Below are 20,819 nucleotides of genomic sequence, written 5' to 3'. Positions count from 1 at the left end.
CTATGGAATTTGCGTTTTATCTTTGCGGTCTGGTGGCGGTGCTGACGACGCTACGCGTTATCACCCACACCAACCCGGTACATGCGTTGCTGTACCTGATTGTTTCGCTATTGTCGATTGCGGGCGTGTTTTTCTCCATGGGCGCTTACTTTGCCGGTGCGCTGGAAATCATCGTCTATGCTGGCGCGATTATGGTGTTGTTCGTGTTCGTGGTGATGATGCTGAACCTCGGCAAATCCCAACAGGATCAGGAGCGTGAATGGCTGAAGCCTTCACTGTGGATTGGCCCCGGCATCGTTTCATTGCTGCTGCTGGTGGTGATGGTTTATGCCATCAGTACCGCACACGATCAGGGTATCGATGGCACCGTCATTGACGCCAAAGCGGTGGGTATCAGCCTGTTTGGCCCTTATGTGCTGGCGGTTGAGCTGGCGTCGATGTTGTTGCTGGCGGGTCTGGTTGTCGCCTTCCATATCGGACGTGAAGAGCGTCAGGGTGAAGTACTGAGCAATCGCCCGGCTGAGACGCAAGGGAATAAGGAGGGGCACGCATGATCCCGTTACAACATGGCCTGATTCTGGCTGCGGTGCTGTTTGTTCTCGGCCTGACCTCACTGGTGCTGCGCCGTAACCTGCTGTTTATGTTGATTGGTCTGGAGATCATGATCAACGCGGCGGCGCTGGCGCTGGTGGTCGCGGGCAGCTACTGGGGACAAGCCGACGGGCAGGTAATGTACATCCTGGCCATCAGCCTTGCGGCGGCGGAAGCCAGTATCGGTCTGGCGCTGCTGCTCCAGCTCTATCGTCGTCGTCAGACGCTGAACATTGACACTGTGAGCGAGATGCGCGGATGAATCTTCTCTACTTAACTGTTTTATTTCCACTGATTGGCTTCCTGCTGTTGGCATTTTCCCGTGGTCGCTGGTCGGAGAACCTGTCTGCCGCTGTGGGGATGGGATCAGTCGGTCTGGCTGCCCTGACCACGATTTTTGTCGGCATGGATTTCTTCAGTCAGGGGCAGCAACCGTTCACCCAGGCGCTCTGGACCTGGATGCAGGTCGGCCACTTTGACATCAAGGTCAACCTGGTGCTGGATGGCCTGTCGCTGACTATGCTGTCGGTGGTCACCGGCGTGGGTTTCTTCATCCACATGTTCGCTTCCTGGTACATGCGTGGTGAAGAGGGTTATTCACGCTTCTTCGCCTACACCAACCTGTTTATTGCCAGCATGGTGGTTCTGGTACTGGCCGATAACCTGATGCTGATGTATCTCGGCTGGGAAGGGGTGGGGCTGTGCTCTTACTTGCTGATCGGTTTCTACTACAGCAACCCGGAAAACGGCAAAGCGGCGATGAAAGCCTTCATCATTACCCGTGTGGGTGATGTGTTCCTCGCGCTGGCGTTGTTCATTCTCTACAACGAACTCGGCACGCTGAACTTCCGTGAACTGATGGAACTGGCTCCGGCGCACTTCGCCGCCGACAACCACATGCTGCAATGGGCAACCTTGCTGCTGCTGGGTGGTGCGGTAGGTAAATCGGCACAGTTGCCGTTGCAGACGTGGCTGGCAGATGCGATGGCCGGTCCGACGCCGGTCTCTGCGCTGATCCACGCCGCCACGATGGTAACGGCGGGTGTCTACCTGATTGCCCGCACACACGGCCTGTTCCTGCTGACGCCGGACGTGCTGCATCTGGTGGGTATTGTGGGAGCTATCACCCTGGTGCTGGCGGGTTTCGCTGCGCTGGTGCAGACCGATATCAAACGCGTGCTGGCCTACTCCACCATGAGTCAGATCGGCTACATGTTCCTGGCGCTTGGCGTACAGGCGTGGGATGCGGCGATTTTCCACCTGATGACCCATGCGTTCTTTAAAGCGCTGCTGTTCCTCTCTTCCGGTTCAGTGATTCTGGCCTGTCATCACGAACAGAACATCTTCAAGATGGGCGGTCTGCGTAAGAGCATCCCGCTGGTGTACACCTGCTTCCTGGTGGGTGGTGCCGCACTGGCAGCGCTGCCGCTGATTACCGCAGGTTTCTACAGTAAAGATGAAATCCTGTTTGGTGCGCTGGCGAATGGTCACATCAATCTGATGGTAGCGGGTCTGGTAGGGGCGTTCCTGACATCTATCTATACTTTCCGCATGATTTTCATCGTGTTCCACGGTGAAGAGAAAATTCATGCGCATGCTGGCAAAGGCATTACTCATCATCTGCCGCTGATTGTGCTGTTGGTGCTGTCCACCTTCATTGGCGCGTTGATTACGCCGCCACTGGCCGGTGTTCTGCCGCAGAACGAGTTTGGCGAAGGCGGCAAAGTGGCACTGGAAATCACCTCTGGCGTGGTCGCTATTGTCGGCATTCTGATTGCCGCAGCGCTGTGGCTGGGCAAACGTCAGTTGGTTACCAGCGTGGCTAACAGTGCACCGGGTCGTTTCTTCGGCACCTGGTGGTTTGCCGCCTGGGGCTTCGATTGGTTGTACGACAAAGTGTTCGTTAAACCTTTCCTCGGCCTTGCCTGGCTGCTGAAACGCGACCCACTGGATTCGCTGATGACCCTGCCAGCTCTGATTTCGCGCATTGGCAACAAAGGCCTGGTGGTCAGTGAAAACGGTTATCTGCGCTGGTATGTGGCGTCGATGAGCGTCGGTGCAGTAGTAGTGCTGGCACTGTTGCTGGTGATCTAACAAGATTGATGGGCGGGGTGAGGATTTTTTCACCCCAGTCGAGAAAGTAAAAATTGCCTGATAAAGGCAGAAAAAAGGGAAGTATGCCGTGTTATTACCTTGGCTAATAATCATACCTTTTCTCGGTGGCTTGCTGTGCTGGCTGGCTGAGCGCCTCGGCAAGAAGGTGCCGCGCTGGATCGCTCTGATCACCATGGCGTTGACGCTGGTGCTTGGGTTGCAACTATGGTTGCAGGGCGGCTATTCACTGACGCAGGCGGCAGGTATGCCGCAGTGGCAGTCGAGTTTTCAGGTAGCCTGGATCCCACGTTTCGGTATCAATTTCCATCTGGCGATTGATGGCTTGTCGCTGCTGATGGTAGTGCTGACCGGTTTGCTTGGTCTGATGGCGGTACTCTGCTCGTGGAATGAAATCGAGAAGTATCAGGGCTTTTTCCACCTCAACCTGATGTGGATCCTCGGTGGCGTGATTGGCGTGTTCCTCTCCATCGACATGTTCCTGTTCTTCTTCTTCTGGGAAATGATGCTGGTGCCGATGTACTTCCTCATCGCGCTCTGGGGTCACAAAGCTTCGGACGGTAAAACCCGTATCACGGCGGCGACCAAGTTCTTCATCTATACCCAGGCATCCGGTCTGGTGATGCTGATTGCTATCCTGGCGCTGGTGTTCGTGCACTACAACGCGACCGGCATCTGGACTTTCAGCTACGAAGAACTGCTGAAAACCCCAATGTCCCACACCGTCGAATATCTGCTGATGTTGGGTTTCTTTATCGCCTTCGCGGTCAAAATGCCGGTGGTGCCGTTGCACGGTTGGCTGCCGGATGCGCACAGTCAGGCACCGACCGCAGGTTCGGTCGATCTCGCAGGGATTCTGTTGAAAACCGCCGCCTATGGTTTGCTGCGCTTCAGCCTGCCGCTGTTCCCACATGCGTCGGCGGAGTTTGCTCCGATCGCCATGTGGCTGGGCGTGATTGGTATCTTCTACGGTGCCTGGATGGCGTTCGCGCAGACGGATATCAAACGCCTGATCGCTTACACCTCCATTTCGCACATGGGTTTCGTACTGATCGCCATTTACACCGGCAGCCAGCTGGCGTTCCAGGGTGCGGTGGTTCAGATGATCGCCCACGGCCTGTCCGCCGCGGCGCTGTTTATCTTGTGTGGTCAGCTGTATGAGCGTCTGCATACCCGTGATTTGCGTCAGATGGGGGGCCTGTGGTCACGTATCAAATGGATTCCGGGTCTGTCGCTGTTCTTTGCCGTGGCTAACCTCGGGATGCCGGGCACCGGTAACTTTGCCGGGGAATTTATGATTCTGACCGGTAGCTTCCAGGTGGTGCCGGTGATTATCGTGATTGCCACCTTTGGTCTGGTGTTCGCTTCGGTGTACTCGCTGGTGATGATGCAGCGCGCGTACTACGGTGAAGCCAAATCACAGGCACCACTGCCCGGCATGTCACCGCGTGAGTTCACTATGATTATGGTTCTGGTGGTGTTGCTGGTTCTGCTGGGGGTTTATCCACAGCCGATTCTTGATACCTCCCATGCTGCAATGAGCAATATTCAGCAGTGGTTTACCGCTTCAATTTCAACTACAAGGCCGTAATTCGCCATGACAATAACTCCTCTACAATTGATCGCGTTACTGCCGCTGTTGATCGTCGGATTGACGGTGGTGGTTGTGATGCTGTCCATTGCATGGCGACGCAACCACTTTGTAAATGCCACGCTGACGGTAATTGGTCTTAACCTGGCGCTGCTTTCGCTGTGGTTTGTTGCCCATGTCGGGGCAATGGATGTGACGCCGATGCTGCGCGTCGATGGTTACTCTATCTTCTACACCGGGCTGGTGATGCTGGCGAGTCTGGCAACCTGTACCTTCGCCTACCCGTGGCTGGCTGGTTTTCCGGACAATAAAGATGAGTTCTATCTGCTGGTGCTGATTGCCGCGCTGGGCGGTATCGTGCTGGCGAGTGCCAACCATCTGTCGGCGCTGTTCATTGGTATCGAACTGCTGTCGCTGCCGTTGTTTGGTTTAATTGGTTACGCCTTCCGCCAGAAACGTTCGCTGGAAGCGGCGCTGAAATACACCATCCTGTCAGCGGCGGCGTCATCGTTCCTGCTGTTTGGTATCGCGCTGATTTATGCGGATTCCGGCAGCCTGAGCTTTGTGCAGCTGGGTAAAAGCCTGAATGACAGCATGATGCAGCAGCCGCTGCTGTTGGTCGGCCTCGGTATGATGATTATTGGACTTGGCTTCAAACTGTCGCTGGTGCCATTCCATCTGTGGACGCCGGATGTGTATCAGGGTGCACCTGCCCCTGTATCCACCTTCCTCGCGACCGCCAGCAAAATCGCTATCTTTGGCGTGATCATGCGTCTGTTTATGTACGCGCCGGTGACCGACAGCGAAGCAGTGCGCACCGTGTTGGGTGTGATCGCCTTTGTCTCCATCCTGTTCGGCAACCTGATGGCGATTTCGCAAAGCAACATCAAACGTCTGCTTGGTTACTCCTCCATCGCTCACCTTGGTTATCTGCTGGTGGCGCTGATTGCGGTGAAAACGCATCAGCTGTCGCTGGAAACCGCCGGGGTCTATCTGGCCGGTTACCTGTTCAGCAGCCTTGGCGCGTTCGGTGTGGTAAGCCTGATGTCCAGTCCTTATCGTGGCCCGGATGCTGATACCCTGTACTCCTATCGTGGCCTGTTCTGGCACCGTCCGATTCTGTCGGCGGTGATGACCATCATGATGCTGTCGCTGGCCGGTATCCCGATGACATTGGGCTTTATTGGTAAGTTTTACGTGATCGCATCCGGTGTGAATGCCCATCTGTGGTGGCTGACCGGTGCGGTGGTGGCAGGCAGCGCCATCGGCCTGTACTACTATCTGCGTGTTACCGTCAGTCTGTACCTCAGCCCGCCGGAACTGCATACCCGCGATCGTGATACCCCGGCCAACTGGGCCTTCACTGCTGGCGGTGTGGTGGTCCTGATTTCCGCGATTCTGGTGCTGCTGCTGGGTGTGTATCCGCAGCCGCTGATCACGCTGGTGCAGATGGCCCAACCGCTGATGTAAAACGGACGCGTGATTGCTCCAGCTAAATCAGGCCTACGGGCCTGATTTTTTTTGCCCGCCATCTGACAATTCTGTCGCGTGTTGCTAATTTTTAAACAGTGTTCACTCGTCGCACAGAGGCCTTGTGATCAAGTTGATATTTCTGCTCACCGGTGCACAGGTGATTCGCAGGCGTTGGTACTGGCTGGCTTTAGGCGGCTTAGTCTTGCTGGTGTTGTCCGCATTGATCCTCTATGACATCGGTAGCGACGGCCTGCTTTCAGTGCCGCTGGACCTGCTCGCAATATTTTTTATCATCGAAGGTCTGGTGCAGATGACATTCGCGTTTATTCGCGAAATGCGTATCGATGGCCTGACCTTGCTGAAAGCGCTGGGATTGTGGTTTATCGGTTTCCTGATCCTCAATATTCCTCAGGACAACAATGATGTTTCGGCGGTGCTGTTTGGCATCGCGTTTATGGTCGATGGCCTATTTCGCATCGCGGCTGCTCTGGTATTGCGCGGCTGGCGCTGGCGTAAGCAATGCCTGACCGGGGTGGTGGAGTGGTTTATCAGCATCCTTATCCTGAGCGACTGGCCATTTCATCATCATATCGCGGTACCTTTGTGTTTCGCCTTGCTGCTGCTGAGCATTGGCACCACGCTGCTGCAAATGGCCCGGCAGGCGAATTTGTTGACAGATAACAGCACGGTTACCACGCTACCGCTGTTCAAAGTCGGGGGATTGCGGCAATGGCACAGCAGCCAATACGTTCATCCGCCGTTTCCTCATCGACCGCCCGCTCAGCCACTGAAAGTCTATGTCTGGACCCCGTTAGGATCAGGCAGGCTGCGCGAAAGTTACCAATTAATCAATCGATACATCGCTGCGGTCGATCAACATGGTGTGATCTCAACCGGGCATGCGGCGATAGAAGCCGGAGATGATCTGTATATCAGTCACTATCCTAAGGATGATATTGATCGTGACAGCAGTAACTTCCGTGCTGTACTGCGTTCCGGGGAACACAATGATGTGGCCGGGCGTTTTCTTTCCTCCCTGTCGCTGGAGGTGGCTGACTGGTGTGCGCCTGACAAACAAATTCTGTTTGCTCATTACAATTTCAAAGCATTGCACAATTTCTGGCGCAGCTATCGTGTGGACAGCACCTATAACCTGACTGCGCGTAACTGTTCCTCAGCGGTTATCCAGGCGTTGGATGTCGCGATTGAGGGCATCCTTGCCAGACGGGCTTATGCCGGATTGCGGCTGTTCAGCGACCCCAACTTTTGGTTATTGGGTGTGGTGCGCGGCAGGGCGGAGGAGATGACCTGGACACCCGGTCTGGTACTGGATTATGTCCGCTTACTGCACCGCGTCATTGAACCCCAGCCCAGCGTGCTCTGGCCGGTTCGACTGTGGCGAAGCCTGTGCTTACGCCATGCGCTGTGGCAGCAGAAACGGGCACCCTCGCGGAGTGTGATTAAATGATGCGCAGCAGCGTGATGATCCTCCTCGCCATTACCATCTTTGGTCTGACCTATGGTTTAAGCGCGCCGCTGATTGCGCTCAGGCTCTCGGCGGTGGGCTACAGCGAAACGCTGATTGGTCTCAATGCGGCAATGCATGCGGCAGGTGTGCTGATTATTGCGCCCGCCTTACCGGCACTCTGTCGTCGTTTTTCGCCACAAGCATTACTGATCACCTCATTGCTGGCGTCAGTGTTGTTGTTAATCCTTTTTCCCTTGCTGCCGATTGCCAGCAGCTTCGTGCTGCGCCTGCTGCTCGGCATGGTTTCTGAAGTGATCCTGGTAGTAACGGAAACCTGGCTCAATCAACAATGCGTGGAAAGCAATCGGGCGAAGATGCTGGCAACCTACACCGCGATGTTATCAGCAGGATTTGCGTTGGGTCCTTTCATCTTGACCTTACAGGGCAGCGGCGATGGGGCATTTATTACCGGGGCCGCGTTGTCGGCCATCGCCGCGCTGGCACTGCTCGGCAGCGGCAAACTGCGCTTCAGCGCTGAGCAGGGCGCGTCGCGTACCCTCGCACGTTGGTTGCGGCTGTTGCCGCTGGCACTGACGGCAACCATTCTCAATGCGGCACTGGAAGCCGCAGGTATGAATTTGCTGGCGCTATATGCGATCAATCTTGGTTGGTCCGAAGCGCAGGCGACATCATTGATCACCATTTTACTGGTCGGCGCGATCCTGTTGCAGCTGCCGATCGGCTGGCTGGCCGATCGTATGGATCGCCATCACTTAATTGTCTGGCTGGCTGGCTTGTCTACCCTTGGTGCGCTTGCCTGGCCGCTGGCGTTGCAATCGTTGTGGCTGGCGCGTTTGCTGTTGTTCTGCTGGGGTGGGGTATTTGTCGGCATCTATACGGTGATCATCACGCTGGTGGGGCAGCGTTTTCAGGGTTCGGAACTGGCGGCGGCCTATGCGGTGTTGTCGGTGGCATGGGGCATTGGTGCCTTTATTGGTCCGGCATTAGGTGGGATGGCGATGTCGCTCACGCTACATGGTTTGCCGTGGATGGCAGCGTTATTGTGCGCCTTCTTTACCGGTTTTGCCTTGCAACAACGACGTTGTTGATTTATTTAAGAAATAATAAAACCTGCGCGATAAATCGCGCCGCTTGTATGTTTGGAGGGTCAGATTATGATTTCCCTGAAATCAGTTCTGATAACCGGGAAGCCGTGCGCCGCTGGAAGCAGCTTTTACAGTGACTTCGTACGTAGAGTGGCTCCCGCCTCCTTGTTCAGGCCGAAGAGTACCAGGAAGCTTTCTCTCGCGAGACTGACTTCGCATTACAAGGCAGGCTGAACAATCTCAGATGACGAGGTCGGGAACCGGTTAACAGTTTACGCTATTTTGCCTTCCGGAGGCCACATGACCTGTTTTGCCGGGATCGATATTTCTGCCAGAACCTTTACCTTTGCCGTACGCGTTAACGGTAAAACAACGCTGGTTTCTGAGCTTAATCAGACACCTGAGGACTATCAGGCTTTTGCGAAAAAGCTGATATCGCTGTCCCCCGAACGCATCGTTATGGAAGCAACCGGTGTCTACCATTTTGACCTTGCGGTGGCTCTTGTCCGTGCCGGGCTGCCCGTCTGCGTCATTAATCCCGCCAGTTATCACCACTATGCCGCCATGCGCCTGAACGCTGCCAAAACTGACGCCCGTGATGCGGTACTGCTGGCTGAATATGGAGAAAGCATGAGGCCTGCACTCTGGCAGGCTCCGGATGATGACTGCATGGCGTTGCGCGATATCGCCCGCATGATGACGCGAGCCGTTCAGTCCCGGACACGTTCAAAAAACCGTCTTCATGCGCTGGAAACCCGCGCCGGAACTGCCGATGTCCTGCTGGAGCTGGAAGAAGAAGACGTGGAATATTACAGCCGTAAGGTAGAGAAGCTGCACGCGCTGGCGCTGAAAATCATCGCGAAAAATAGCGCCCTGAAAGCGGCGTTCATGTGCCTGTGTTCAGCCAAAGGCGTCGGAGAGACAACGGCCATTACTGTACTGGGCGAGCTGAGCCTGCTGCCCCGGGATATGAAGGCAAATCAGGTAAGCCGTCATGCGGGCCTGCATGTGAGGCAGAGCCAGTCGGGCAGCAGCGTGAACCGTCCGGGACGTCTGGGTAAAGCGGGCAACGGTCATCTGCGTAGGGCGCTGTATATGGCCGCGCTGAGTGCTGCGCAGCATGAACCCCGCACCGCGATGTTTTATCAGGGGCTGATAAAAAGAGGTAAGAAGAAAATCCAGGCGATATGCGCAGTAATGCGGAAATACCTGACCGGCTTATGGAGCTGTATAAAGCACGGTCAGGATTTTGATTCAGCGAGACTTTTTAGTACCAAGCATCGGGAAAGTGTTGATGCTTAACAGAGTATCTACGTAATGTGTCCCTTGAAGGAAATTATCATGGATATTAACTGGCTGGATATTCACCACCGCGATTTAACGGTGTCACAACTTTATGCATTGCTGGCCTTGCGCAGCGAAGTGTTTGTGGTGGAACAAAACTGTCCCTATCTCGATGTGGATGGGCAGGATTTAGTGGCGGAAAATCGCCATCTGTTGGGTATGCTGGGTGATGATCTGGTAGCGTATGCACGCATTTTATCGCCCGTCGATGCGCAGAGTCCGGTGAAGATTGGGCGGGTGATTGTTTCCGGTCGCGCCCGCGGTATCAACCTGGGTAATCGCTTAATGGTGCAGGCTTTGCAGGTTTGCCAGCGTTACTGGCCGCAGCACACGCCCTTCCTCTCAGCCCAGGCGCATTTGCAAGCGTTCTATGCCGGTCATGGTTTTGTCGCGGTGAGTGATATCTATCTCGAAGATGATATCCCACATATCGACATGGCCTGCATGCCTGCGTAGCAGCGCGATTTATCGCGCGGGTTTTAAATAAACAAATGGCGAGGTTTGCACCTCGCCATGGTTATCAGCCCGGCGTCATCTGCCGATCATCAACGTATTTACGCTGATCCGGCGGTGGCGGGAAGTACTGATACAACCAGGTTTCACTCAGGGTTTCGTCTTTGGTGCGCAGGAACAGACGCATGTCCACCGGCTTGGTGGAATCGCTGTTGGGATACCAGTCAAACAGGATGCGATAGCCATCGATTGGCTCGACATACAAAATCTCGACCTGCTTGATGGTTCCCGCTGACACGGTAATCACCGGCTCGATCCCTTTCGGCGCGGCAGCTTTCAGATCGCCACCCACGAAATCAATAGCAAAGCGACGACTCCATTGCTCCGGGAAGTGCTCGCCCGGCGCCCAACCTTCCGGGAAGCCACCGATACCGGTACGGGTGGCATCGACACGCGCCAGACCACTGCGTACCGGTGGCAGGCCGCTCCAGTAAAGTTTGTACTGGAAGTTGAATTCGCTGCCCGCTTTGACCGGTTTTTCCGGTTGCCAGAAGCACACCACGTTATCCAGCGTTTCGCCGGTGGTAGGGATCTCCATCAGGTTGATGGCTCCCTTACCCCATTTACCAATCGGCTCAACCCACAAGCTTGGACGTTTGTCGTACCAGCCAATCACATCCTGATAATCCTTAAAGTCATGATTGAGCTGCAACAGGCCAAAGCCGCGCGGGTTTTCATCCTGATAAGCGTTGAACTGCAAACGCTGCGGATTGTTCAGCGGGCGGGCAATCCATTCACCGTTGCCGGTCCACATCGCCAGACGGTCAGAGTCGTGGATTTGCGGGTGGTAGGTGTTGCACATGCGGCGCTCGTTGGTGCCACAGCTGAACATACTGGTCATCGGTGCGATACCCAACTGACGGATATCACTGCGTGCGAACAGGTGGTTTTCCACCTCCATCACCACGCGTTTGGCTTCGCAGTGGATGGTGAATTTGTACGCGCCGGTGACGCTGGCACCGTCCAGCAGGGCATACACCACAAAGGTCGTGTCTTCGGCTTTCGGGGTTTCAAACCAAAAGGCGGTGAAATCCGGGAACTCTTCATGACCGTTGCTGAAGGTATTCACCGCCACGCCACGGGCGGAAAGGCCGTACTGGTAAGTTTCATCGACGGCGCGGAAGTAGCTGGCACCGAGGAAAGAGACGATGTCACGGCGTGCCAGCTCCGGTTTCTTAAATGCACGGAAACCGGCGAAGCCGAGATCGGTTTTACCCACCAGCTGTTTGGTGTCGACGTTGGCGTCGTTGTAGTTAAACAACTCCGGGCGGAAGTGGATTTCACGCGCTTCGCGGCTGGCGGCATCAACGGAGAACATCTGGATGCGGCGTTTAAAGCCCATGCCGACATGGAAGAATTGTACATCCAGTTCGCGATCGGGGATGTTGTTCCACAGCGAATGGTTGGGGTCGTACTGAATGGCGTTATAAGCCTGTGGTGTCAGATTGGCCAGGGTGTCAGGCAGCGGGCCAGGCGCGCCGCCCCAGGGCTGTTTAGCCAGTGCGGCGGCTTTCTTTTTCAGTACATCGAAATCGAAGCGAACCGCAGTACCGTCGGCGATGCCATCTTCGGCCCAGGCGGACTGTGCAAACAGCGTGGACAGACCCGTCATGCCACTCAGGGCAGAGAGGGCCATTGACGCTTTCATAAACTTTCTACGATTCATGCCAGAAATCTAATCCTTAGCTGCTCGGGTTTAAGGTGACTGCCGTGCATCACACACGCATTTCAGACCTGATAGCGTCAGGCTACAGGGGGTTACGACAGTCGCCGAATGAAAAAATTCAGTCCGAAGAAATTTATCAGATAAATCATAGAAGCGAAGCAGATTTCAAATCTTTACCCTTTACGGGTGAAACTCGGGCAAATCCTGGCCGCTCATTGCCCCGAACGGATTTTTAATGACTATAGTTAACCGACAGGTAAGTTAAATACATGGAGGAACCACGTAATGTCATCCACCGATCAATTTGAAACCCGTCTTGACGATGATTTGGCTCTGCTGACTGAAACGCTGGAAGAGGTGTTGCGCTCATCTGGCGATCCGGCCGATCAAAAATATATCGAACTGAAAAGCAAAGCGGAGCAGGCGCTGGAAGAAGTGAAGTCGCGCGTCAGCCATGCTTCTGACAGTTACTACTATCGGGCGAAAAAAGCGGCTTACCGCGCCGATGATTATGTCCACGATAAACCCTGGCAGGGCATTGGTATTGGTGCCGCCGCCGGGCTGTTTATAGGGTTGCTCCTGGCCCGCCGCTAATCGTTATCGGGCGCGTCGCGTGCGCGCCCATCCCTGACCGCCCACCTGAAATTCTCCCTTACCGCATCGACAGCGATTGTGTTTCTCTTGTCCGCTTCCTACATTAATGCAACAGGGATAAGGAGAATAGACGTGATACGAGTTGAAATGCTCTCGACGGGCGATGAAGTGTTACACGGGCAGATTGTCGATACTAACGCGGCCTGGCTGGCTGATGTGTTGTTCCAGCATGGCTTACCGATGACCAGCCGCAGTACGGTGGGTGATGCGCTGCCATCGCTGGTGGAAGCGTTACAAAGCCGTAGCCAGATTGCCGACGTGCTGATTGTGAATGGTGGCCTCGGCCCCACCAGCGACGACCTCAGTGCGCTGGCGGCAGCGACCGCCAGCGATAGCCATCTGGTACTGCATCAGGAGTGGCTGGAGAAGATGGAAGCCTGGTTTGCGGGGCGTGGACGTGTCATGGCACCGAGCAATCGCAAGCAGGCGGAGATCCCCGCCAATGCCGAATTGATTGATAACCCGGTGGGCACCGCCTGCGGTTTCGCGCTGCAACTCAATCGCTGCTGGATATTCTTCACACCGGGTGTGCCATCAGAATTTAAGGTGATGGTCGAGCAGGAGATCCTGCCGCGTCTGAAAGCCCGTTTCGAACTGCCGGAGCCGCCATTATGCCTGCGTCTCACCACCTTTGGTCGCGGCGAAAGCGATATCGCGGCAGAACTGGAGCCGTTACCCTTACCTGAAGGTGTTGTGATGGGCTATCGCTCCTCAATGCCGATTATTGAAATCAAACTCACCGGCCCGGCCAGTCAGCGGGTGGCAATGGAGCAGGTGTGGCAGCAGGTCAAACTACAACTGGCAGAATGCACCATTTTTGAAGGGACGGAAGGATTACCGGCATGGCTGGCACAACAACTCGTCGCGCGCGGGTTGACGCTGGCGGTCAGTGAATCCTATACCGCCGGATTATTGCAATGGCAGCTGGCATCCGCCGACGTACCGCTGCGTACCGGTAATGTATTGCCGGAGCAGACAGAAACGCTGGAACAGCAGGTACAGCGTCTGCGCGATTTCGCGACACAGCAGCAGGCTGAGGTCGGGCTGGCGGTCGGCACGCTGCGCGATGGCGAGGTGGCGATTTCGCTACACACACCGGAGGCAAGCTGGGGCCAGTTGGTGAAGTTTAACCACGGGCGGCATAACCTCGAAATCCGGCAGAAGGTGGTGGCGATGATGGCGATGAATATGCTGCGGCGCTGGTTGCACGGTAGCGAAGTCAGCACCGGACACGGCTGGATTGATGTGCTGGAAACGGTGAGACTCTAGCCAAAACGGCACGGTTGTAGCGGCGCGATTTATCGCGCGGCTTTTTCCGTCAGGTGCACGGATTGCGCGATAAATCGCGCCGCGACGAGAAGGTAGGTTATAACTCGATCTCAATCTCGCCTTTGGCTATACAGCAGCAGGGCAAAAACTCACCCTGCTGAATAAACGCCAGCGGTGTCTCGGCGTACTGCACTTCACCTTTCAGCAAACGCATGCGGCAGGAGCCGCAGTAGCCTTCGCGACACTGATACTCGACGCAAACATTGTGCGCTTCGAGGGTCGTCAGCAGATTGGGATGGTCTTCTGCGCACTCCAGCCTGGTGCCGGAGCTGCGCAGAATAACAACGGAACGGCTCATACTTACAGCTGGAAGTCGTTAAAGTCGTCTTCGCCCACTTCCGCGTCAATTTGACCTACCAGATAAGAGCTGACTTCAACTTCCTGCGGTGCCACCTGGACGTTGTCAGACACCAGCCAGCTGTTGATCCACGGAATCGGGTTCGAACGCGTCTGGAACGGCAGATCAAGGCCAACCGCCTGCATACGGATGTTGGTGATGTACTCAATGTACTGGCACAGAATGTCTTTGTTCAGGCCAATCATCGAACCGCCGCTGAACAGATATTCTGCCCACTCTTTTTCCTGCTCGGCCGCTTTCTTGAACAGGTCGTAACATTCGTCACGGCACTCTGCCGCAATATCTTTCATCTCTGGATCGTCTTCGCCAGTACGCATCAGGTTCAGCATATGCTGGGTACCGGTCAGGTGCAGCGCTTCGTCACGAGCGATCAGGCGGATGATTTTGGCGTTACCTTCCATCAGCTCACGCTCGGCAAAGGCGAACGAGCAGGCGAAGCTGACGTAGAAGCGAATCGCTTCCAGCGCGTTGACGCTCATCAGACAGATATAAAGCTGTTTTTTCAATGCGCGCAGGTTAACGGTCACGGTTTTACCCGCCACCTGATGCGTGCCTTCGCCCAGCAGATGCCAGTAGTTGGTCATCTCAATCAGGTCGTCATAATACTTTGAGATATCCTGCGCACGGGCGAGTATCTGCTCGTTAGTCACGATGTCATCAAACACCAGCGACGGATCGTTGACGATGTTACGGATGATGTGGGTATAGGAGCGCGAGTGGATGGTCTCGGAGAACGCCCAGGTTTCAATCCAGGTTTCCAGTTCCGGGATCGAAATCAGCGGCAGCAGCGCGACGTTCGGGCTACGACCCTGGATCGAGTCCAGCAGCGTCTGATATTTCAGGTTGCTGATAAAAATGTGTTTTTCGTGATCCGGCAGCGCCTGATAGTCGATGCGATCGCGTGACACGTCGACTTCTTCCGGACGCCAGAAGAAGGAGAGCTGCTTCTCGATCAGCTTTTCAAAGATGTCATACTTCTGCTGGTCGAAACGGGCAACGTTAACCGACTGACCGAAAAACATCGGCTCTTTCAGCTGGTCATTCTTGGTTTGTGAGAATGTGGTGTAAGCCATAGGGATGTCCAAATGTGGGCGGAGCCGTAGCTCCGCCTCTGATTAAATCTTACAAGCGCCGCTTTCGCAGCCATCGTCCTGAATGGAGGGGGCCAGATCGTCCTGCGCATCCTCGGCACCGTCGCGGGTGTTTTGGTAGTACAGGGTTTTCACGCCAAACTTGTAAGCGGTCAGCAGATCTTTCAGCAACTGCTTCATCGGCACTTTGCCGTTAGCGAAGCGGCTCGGATCGTAGTTGGTGTTCGACGAAATTGCCTGGTCGATAAACTTCTGCATCACGCCGACCAGTTGCAAGTAGCCATCGTTGGACGGCATTTCCCACAGCAGTTCGTACTGATCTTTCAGACGCTCATACTCCGGCACCACCTGACGCAGGATACCGTCTTTCGACGCTTTGATGCTGATGTGGCCGCGCGGCGGCTCGATGCCGTTGGTGGCGTTGGAGATCTGCGATGAGGTCTCTGACGGCATCAGGGCGGACAGCGTTGAGTTACGCAGACCGTGCGTTTTGATCGACTCACGCAGCGTTTCCCAGTCGAGGTGCAGGGGTTCGTTGCAGATACTGTCGAGATCCTTTTTATAGGTATCGGTCGGCAGAATGCCCTGCGCATAGGTGGTTTCGTTGAACCACGGGCAGGCACCTTGCTCTTTCGCCAGCTCGTTTGACGCCTTCAGCAGATAATACTGAATCGCTTCGAAGGTTTTATGCGTCAGGTTGTTGGCGCTGCCATCGGAGTAGCGCACACCGTTTTTCGCCAGATAGTAGGCGAAGTTGATCACGCCGATACCCAGAGTACGACGGCCCATCGCGCCACGTTTCGCGGCCGGGATCGGGTAATCCTGGTAGTCGAGCAGGGCATCCAGCGCACGTACCGCCAGAATCGCCAGCTCTTCCAGATCGTCGAGGCTGTCGATAGCGCCGAGGTTGAACGCTGACAACGTACACAGGGCGATTTCGCCGTTTTCGTCGTTAACGTCTTCCAGCGGTTTAGTCGGCAGCGCGATCTCGAGGCACAGGTTAGACTGGCGCACCGGGGCGATAGACGGATCAAACGGGCTGTGGGTGTTGCAGTGGTCAACGTTCTGGATGTAGATACGGCCCGTTGAGGCACGTTCCTGCATCATCAGCGAGAACAACTCGACGGCTTTAACACGCTGTTTGCGGATGCTGTCGTCTTTTTCGTAAGTGGTGTACAGACGCTCAAACTCGTCCTGATCGGCGAAGAACGCATCGTACAGGCCAGGCACGTCAGACGGGCTGAACAGGGTGATATCTTCACCTTTCAGCAGACGTTGATACATCAGTTTGTTGATCTGCACGCCATAGTCCATATGACGCACGCGGTTGCCTTCAACACCTCGGTTGTTTTTCAGCACCAACAGGCTTTCCACTTCCAGATGCCACATCGGGTAGAACAGGGTGGCAGCCCCACCGCGCACGCCGCCCTGCGAACAGGATTTCACTGCGGTCTGGAAGTGTTTGTAGAACGGGATACAACCGGTATGAAATGCTTCACCGCCACGAATCGGGCTGCCCAGTGCACGGATGCGACCGGCGTTGATACCGATACCGGCGCGCTGCGAAACGTATTTCACAATGGCGCTGGAGGTGGCGTTGATGGAATCCAGGCTGTCGCCGCACTCGATCAGTACGCAAGAGCTGAACTGACGAGTCGGGGTACGCACGCCGGACATAATCGGTGTCGGCAGCGAGATTTTGAAGGTTGAGACCGCATCATAGAAACGTTTGACGTAATCCATACGCGTAGCACGCGGGTAGCCTGAGAACAGGCAGGCTGCGACCAGAATGTACAGGAACTGCGCGCTTTCGTAGATTTCACCGGTCACGCGGTTCTGCGCCAGGTATTTACCTTCCAGCTGCTTGACGGCGGCGTAGGAGAAGTTCATATCGCGCCAGTGGTCAATAAAGCCGTCCATCTGCTCGAACTCTTCTTTGCTGTAGTCTTCCAGCAGATGGCGATCGTATTTGCCCATCTCGACCATTTTAACCACCTGATCGTAAAGCGCGGGCGGCTCAAACTGGCCGTAGGCTTTTTTACGCAGATGGAAAATCGCCAGGCGTGCGGCGAGGTACTGATAATCAGGGGCATCGCGAGAAATAAGGTCTGCAGCGGCCTTGATGATGGTCTCATGGATATCGGAGGTCCGAATACCATCATAGAACTGAATGTGAGAACGCAGTTCGACCTGAGACACAGAGACGTTGTTCAGCCCTTCAGCTGCCCAGTCCAGTACCCGGTGAATTTTATCGAGATCAATGCGTTCCTGACGGCCATCGCGTTTAGTAACGAGCAGACTTTGGTTCATGTCGCGTTTTTACCTTTGCGTGAGTATCCAAAAATTAAAAGAAACCCCGGGTTATACACAGCATATTCATTGTGCATAATGTTGTGGATAAACACTACATCTAGGGGCTGAGGGGCGAAACCATAACAACATGGAGGCATATTTTAGTATTTTAACGCGGGTTAACAAGAGGAAAAAATGATGTTTGCAGGGGTTGTAATTTTTGCGAAATTTCTTAGGCCTTGTCTTATAAGGCCCGACCTCGTGTCAACCAAAATGGAGATTTTTTTCAGAACTTGATCGAGCGCGTATTTCTTATGCAATCCTCTCCGGCAAGCCAAATTTCTGGTGAAAAAATGGCAGCATCAGCTACGTGGGTAAGGATTTTTCCGAGTTTGCTTATGAAATTTTTATGACATTGGGATGTTATTTTGCGCGATAAATCGCGCCGCTACGGGGGAGATATCCAGTTGTAGCGGCGCGATTTATCACGCGATGTTTTACAACCCTGGCGCTTTCCACATCGAGGTGGTCAGCCCGTTATCCACTAACGCCAGCTGATCCGCATACACTTTCTGCCATACGATCTTCTGTTGTTGATACAGGGCGTGGTTGGTCGCATTAGGGGCAAATTCCCGCTCCCAGCGCACCAAATCGCGCCCGGTCTCTGCCAGATTGGTATACAGCCCGGCTCCTACGCCCGCCGCAATCGCGCAGCCCAGCGCGGTGGCCTCTTTGACCTGTGGCACTTTCACCGTCAGACCGGTGACATCGCTGAGAATTTGGCTCCACAGTTTGCCTTTGGCACCACCACCGGCAAACACCAGCTGCGGCGCACGCACGCCAGAAAACGCGGCGACCTGATCAAGGTTGCAGGCCGAGACAATGGCGGCATTCTCCTCCAGCGCGCGGAACAGGGTCTGCTTATTACAGCGTTCGGGATCGATGGAAAGGTTAATAAAGGAGGGGGCGGCGTGATACCACTTATTGAAGTGCATCGCGTCGGAAAACACCGGCATCACGCCCCAGGCACCCGCCGGGACGCGCGCTGCCATCTCTTCCAGCAGGCTATAGCAATCGACGCCCAGTCGTTCTGCCAGCAACTTTTCCTCACCGCAAAAGGCATCACGAAACCAGCGCATGGTCAGCCCGGTAAAAAAGCTGATGGCTTCGGCCTGTGCCATCCCCGGGATCACATGAGGATTGATGCGGATATTCATTGCCGGATCAACCTGCGGCTGGGGCAGGTTGACCACTTGCTGCCAGAAGGTGCCTCCCAACACCGCGGTTTCCCCGGCCCTGACTACGCCTAACCCCAGCGTACCGAGCTGGACATCGCCGCCACCCATGGCGACGACCGTCCCCTGTTGCAGTCCACAGGCTTCAGCCGCGTGCGCGGTGACAGCGCCGAGCGGCGTGCCAGTTTCCGCCACCGGTGACAGGATATCGCCGCGCAGACCGGCCATCTCCAGCAGGTCAGGACGCCAGTTGCGGGTGGATAAATCAAGCAGGCCAGTTGTACCGGCATTGGAAGGATCGACCGCCAGTTCGCCGCTGAGACATTTTGCCAGCCAGTCACTAATCATCGTCAGGGTAGTGGCCTGGCGGTAGATATCGGGACGATGGTGGGCCAGCCATAGCAAGCGCGGCATGGCACCGAGCGCCAGGGTTTGTCCTGAGCATTGGTAGATTTCGCGCTCAAACTCGCCGTGATGAATCTCTTTCAGCTCGCTGACTTCGCGGTTGGCACGGGCATCGACATTGGCGCAGGCCCAGATAGCGTCACCCGCCTTGTTATACAGCACGATACCTTCGCGCATTGAGCAGCAGGCCACGCCACGAATGGCGCTGGCCGGTAGCTGAGCCTGATGCAGTGCCTGGCGGATACACTGACAGGCGAGCTGCCAGTTTTTTGCCAGATCAAACTCCATTGAACCGGGCACATTGGGCAGGGCAAGGTGCTGCCATTCCGCTTGTGCCACGGCAATCTGCTCGCCTTGCAGGTTAAAAATCACGGCGCGGATGCTACCCGTGCCAGCGTCGAGCGCCATCAAATGCGGGGCGTGGGATATCGTCATCTCAGTAACTCCTGCAAAAAATCTTACCGGATCGACCCCGCCGCAGGGCTACGACAATAATGCCAACATCGCGCGGGCAGTTTCCTCTTCAGTCACCAGGGCATTAATTCGCGCCCCTTTGAGGGCGGCGATAATCGCGTCGGCTTTTTCAATACCGCCCGCCACACCAACCACCACCGGAATGGTTGCCAGTTCGTCAGGGCTAACGGCAATCAATTCATCATGTATTGGCATCCCTTCAGCCAGTTGTCCGTCGTGGCACATAAAGTAGCCGAGGATGTCGCCCACTGCGCCTTTACGGCCATACATCAGTTGCTCACCTTCGCTGATATATCCCGAGCGCAAAATGGTGGCCTGCCGCTTCTGATTGAGGGCACCAATGCCGACAATTGCCACATCGGCGGCACAGGCGGTCAGCATCACATCATGTACGCTGCGTTCATGACGCAGAATTTGTGCGACGCTGGCGCTGGAAGCACGCAGCGGTGCGGGGATAATGCTGATGCCACAGGCGGGATCCAACTGCCCGATCCCGGTCATATACGGCCCCACGCCACCGGACAGCGTCACCATACGGATCTGCTGTGAGGCGATAAAACCGCTCAGATGTTGCAGCGTGTTCATGCTGGTCTCACCAAACCCCACGCCCAGCAGTTGCTGCGGTTGCAGAAGTGACATCAGCATCTGCGCCGCCCCGACACCCAGCCGCTGGCTGAGATTGGGGCTGGCCAGCTGCGGCAGCACCCGCACTTGCTTAAGGTTAAACCGCTCAAGCAGCGCATGTTCCAGCGCCAGACACCCTTCATAACGCGAATTGATCTGCACGCGGATCACCCCGGACTGACGGCCTTTCTCCAGCAGGCGCGACACTTTAAGGCGCGTCAAACCGAGCCGTTCGCCAATTTCGTTCTGTGTCAGTCCGTCGTGGTAATAGAACCAGGCGGTGCGCGCCAGTAGCTCTTCTTCACTCATACTGTTTTCCACAGTGAGACCCGTTACCGGGTTAAGATCGCTTTTCATGATGAACACTTTATAAAAAGTAAATCAATTGTTCGTTCCGAGTCTTGCAGGAAATGTGACCTTGCTGGCAGTTCGCACAACAAATTCGCCACAATGATACGCGCCATTATCGTGAAATAACAATCTGTGACCGCTG

Annotated in this window: 17 protein-coding genes; 11 read left to right on the top strand and 6 right to left on the bottom strand. The window is 55.3% G+C overall.

Translation table 11 applies throughout. The features are described 5' to 3' along the window. The first annotated feature begins 2 nt into the window (after positions 1–2). The 9 genes from nuoJ to AC6I8W_RS14425 all read left to right on the top strand — a co-directional run bounded on the left by nuoJ (position 3) and on the right by AC6I8W_RS14425 (position 10,141). Complete coding sequence (gene nuoJ / locus AC6I8W_RS14465) at positions 3–554, top strand: NADH-quinone oxidoreductase subunit J (RefSeq protein ID WP_497835578.1); 552 nt, start codon at positions 3–5, stop codon at positions 552–554. Further along, positions 551–853: an NADH-quinone oxidoreductase subunit NuoK gene (nuoK, locus tag AC6I8W_RS14460; RefSeq protein ID WP_013509877.1), complete on the top strand. Its 303-nt coding sequence runs from the start codon at positions 551–553 to the stop codon at positions 851–853. Before nuoJ ends, nuoK begins: the two co-directional genes overlap by 4 nt. Next, positions 850–2,685: an NADH-quinone oxidoreductase subunit L gene (nuoL, locus tag AC6I8W_RS14455; RefSeq protein WP_497835577.1), complete on the top strand. Its 1,836-nt coding sequence runs from the start codon at positions 850–852 to the stop codon at positions 2,683–2,685. Before nuoK ends, nuoL begins: the two co-directional genes overlap by 4 nt. An 88-nt stretch (positions 2,686–2,773) precedes the next feature. Next, a complete protein-coding gene (gene nuoM / locus AC6I8W_RS14450; RefSeq protein ID WP_497835576.1) occupies positions 2,774–4,294 on the top strand; it encodes an NADH-quinone oxidoreductase subunit M in 1,521 nt (506 codons plus the stop codon). Positions 4,295–4,300: 6 nt separating this feature from the next. Next, complete coding sequence (nuoN, locus tag AC6I8W_RS14445) at positions 4,301–5,764, top strand: NADH-quinone oxidoreductase subunit NuoN (protein ID WP_480364663.1); 1,464 nt, start codon at positions 4,301–4,303, stop codon at positions 5,762–5,764. A gap of 124 nt (positions 5,765–5,888) precedes the next feature. Next, positions 5,889–7,235, top strand: a complete 1,347-nt coding sequence (locus tag AC6I8W_RS14440) for an HdeD family acid-resistance protein (protein ID WP_497835575.1) — start codon at positions 5,889–5,891, stop codon at positions 7,233–7,235. Continuing rightward, positions 7,232–8,344 carry an MFS transporter gene (locus AC6I8W_RS14435; protein WP_497835574.1) on the top strand — a complete coding sequence of 371 codons (1,113 nt, stop codon included), beginning with the start codon at positions 7,232–7,234 and terminating at the stop codon, positions 8,342–8,344. The genes AC6I8W_RS14440 and AC6I8W_RS14435 overlap by 4 nt, the downstream gene beginning before the upstream one ends. 297 nt (positions 8,345–8,641) lie before the next feature. After that, entirely contained in the window at positions 8,642–9,643 is a 1,002-nt protein-coding gene (locus tag AC6I8W_RS14430; protein WP_497835573.1) for an IS110 family RNA-guided transposase, read from the top strand. Positions 9,644–9,682: 39 nt separating this feature from the next. Continuing rightward, the gene (locus AC6I8W_RS14425) at positions 9,683–10,141 is read left to right on the top strand and encodes a GNAT family N-acetyltransferase (protein ID WP_497835572.1); all 459 of its coding nucleotides are present in this window, start codon (positions 9,683–9,685) and stop codon (positions 10,139–10,141) included. A gap of 64 nt (positions 10,142–10,205) precedes the next feature. On the opposite strand, the gene AC6I8W_RS14420 is transcribed toward AC6I8W_RS14425, so the two are convergent. Continuing rightward, the gene (locus tag AC6I8W_RS14420) at positions 10,206–11,864 is read right to left on the bottom strand and encodes a glucan biosynthesis protein D (protein WP_497835571.1); all 1,659 of its coding nucleotides are present in this window, start codon (positions 11,862–11,864) and stop codon (positions 10,206–10,208) included. Positions 11,865–12,149: 285 nt separating this feature from the next. Between AC6I8W_RS14420 and elaB the strand changes: the two genes are divergently transcribed. Both elaB and AC6I8W_RS14410 read left to right on the top strand, forming a co-directional pair. After that, positions 12,150–12,458: a stress response protein ElaB gene (elaB, locus tag AC6I8W_RS14415; protein WP_497835570.1), complete on the top strand. Its 309-nt coding sequence runs from the start codon at positions 12,150–12,152 to the stop codon at positions 12,456–12,458. Positions 12,459–12,590: 132 nt separating this feature from the next. Further along, positions 12,591–13,787 (top strand): nicotinamide mononucleotide deamidase-related protein YfaY, encoded by a 1,197-nt coding sequence (locus tag AC6I8W_RS14410; RefSeq protein WP_497835569.1) that lies wholly within the window; start codon positions 12,591–12,593, stop codon positions 13,785–13,787. Positions 13,788–13,884: 97 nt separating this feature from the next. Here AC6I8W_RS14410 and yfaE read toward each other — a convergent pair whose 3' ends face one another. The 5 genes from yfaE to lsrR all read right to left on the bottom strand — a co-directional run bounded on the left by yfaE (position 13,885) and on the right by lsrR (position 20,683). After that, positions 13,885–14,145 (bottom strand): class I ribonucleotide reductase maintenance protein YfaE, encoded by a 261-nt coding sequence (gene yfaE / locus AC6I8W_RS14405; protein WP_497835568.1) that lies wholly within the window; start codon positions 14,143–14,145, stop codon positions 13,885–13,887. 2 nt (positions 14,146–14,147) lie between these two features. Next, complete coding sequence (nrdB, locus tag AC6I8W_RS14400; RefSeq protein ID WP_497835567.1) at positions 14,148–15,278, bottom strand: class Ia ribonucleoside-diphosphate reductase subunit beta; 1,131 nt, start codon at positions 15,276–15,278, stop codon at positions 14,148–14,150. Positions 15,279–15,320: 42 nt separating this feature from the next. Next, positions 15,321–17,606 carry a class 1a ribonucleoside-diphosphate reductase subunit alpha gene (gene nrdA, locus AC6I8W_RS14395; protein ID WP_497835566.1) on the bottom strand — a complete coding sequence of 762 codons (2,286 nt, stop codon included), beginning with the start codon at positions 17,604–17,606 and terminating at the stop codon, positions 15,321–15,323. Between the two features lie 479 nt (positions 17,607–18,085). Then, complete coding sequence (gene lsrK / locus AC6I8W_RS14390) at positions 18,086–19,663, bottom strand: autoinducer-2 kinase (RefSeq protein WP_497835565.1); 1,578 nt, start codon at positions 19,661–19,663, stop codon at positions 18,086–18,088. A 48-nt stretch (positions 19,664–19,711) separates the two neighbouring features. Further along, positions 19,712–20,683, bottom strand: coding sequence for a transcriptional regulator LsrR (gene lsrR / locus AC6I8W_RS14385; RefSeq protein ID WP_497835564.1), 972 nt, complete (start codon positions 20,681–20,683; stop codon positions 19,712–19,714). Positions 20,684–20,819: the final 136 nt, after the last annotated feature.

The organism is Pantoea sp. X-Soil-TKNS-1211 (assembly GCF_059730495.1).
The sequence above is the reverse complement of the archived record's forward strand: the minus strand, read 5'-3'. Positions and strand labels throughout refer to the sequence as shown.

Coding starts and splice junctions, on each gene's coding strand:
- nrdA (WP_497835566.1), bottom strand. CDS start 17,606: ATGAACCAAAGTCTGCTCGTTACTAAACGCGATGGCCGTCAGGAACGC.
- nrdB (WP_497835567.1), bottom strand. CDS start 15,278: ATGGCTTACACCACATTCTCACAAACCAAGAATGACCAGCTGAAAGAG.
- nuoJ (WP_497835578.1), top strand. CDS start 3: ATGGAATTTGCGTTTTATCTTTGCGGTCTGGTGGCGGTGCTGACGACG.
- AC6I8W_RS14430 (WP_497835573.1), top strand. CDS start 8,642: ATGACCTGTTTTGCCGGGATCGATATTTCTGCCAGAACCTTTACCTTT.
- AC6I8W_RS14425 (WP_497835572.1), top strand. CDS start 9,683: ATGGATATTAACTGGCTGGATATTCACCACCGCGATTTAACGGTGTCA.
- lsrR (WP_497835564.1), bottom strand. CDS start 20,683: ATGAAAAGCGATCTTAACCCGGTAACGGGTCTCACTGTGGAAAACAGT.
- nuoK (WP_013509877.1), top strand. CDS start 551: ATGATCCCGTTACAACATGGCCTGATTCTGGCTGCGGTGCTGTTTGTT.
- lsrK (WP_497835565.1), bottom strand. CDS start 19,663: ATGACGATATCCCACGCCCCGCATTTGATGGCGCTCGACGCTGGCACG.
- nuoN (WP_480364663.1), top strand. CDS start 4,301: ATGACAATAACTCCTCTACAATTGATCGCGTTACTGCCGCTGTTGATC.
- nuoL (WP_497835577.1), top strand. CDS start 850: ATGAATCTTCTCTACTTAACTGTTTTATTTCCACTGATTGGCTTCCTG.
- AC6I8W_RS14420 (WP_497835571.1), bottom strand. CDS start 11,864: ATGAATCGTAGAAAGTTTATGAAAGCGTCAATGGCCCTCTCTGCCCTG.
- elaB (WP_497835570.1), top strand. CDS start 12,150: ATGTCATCCACCGATCAATTTGAAACCCGTCTTGACGATGATTTGGCT.
- yfaE (WP_497835568.1), bottom strand. CDS start 14,145: ATGAGCCGTTCCGTTGTTATTCTGCGCAGCTCCGGCACCAGGCTGGAG.
- AC6I8W_RS14435 (WP_497835574.1), top strand. CDS start 7,232: ATGATGCGCAGCAGCGTGATGATCCTCCTCGCCATTACCATCTTTGGT.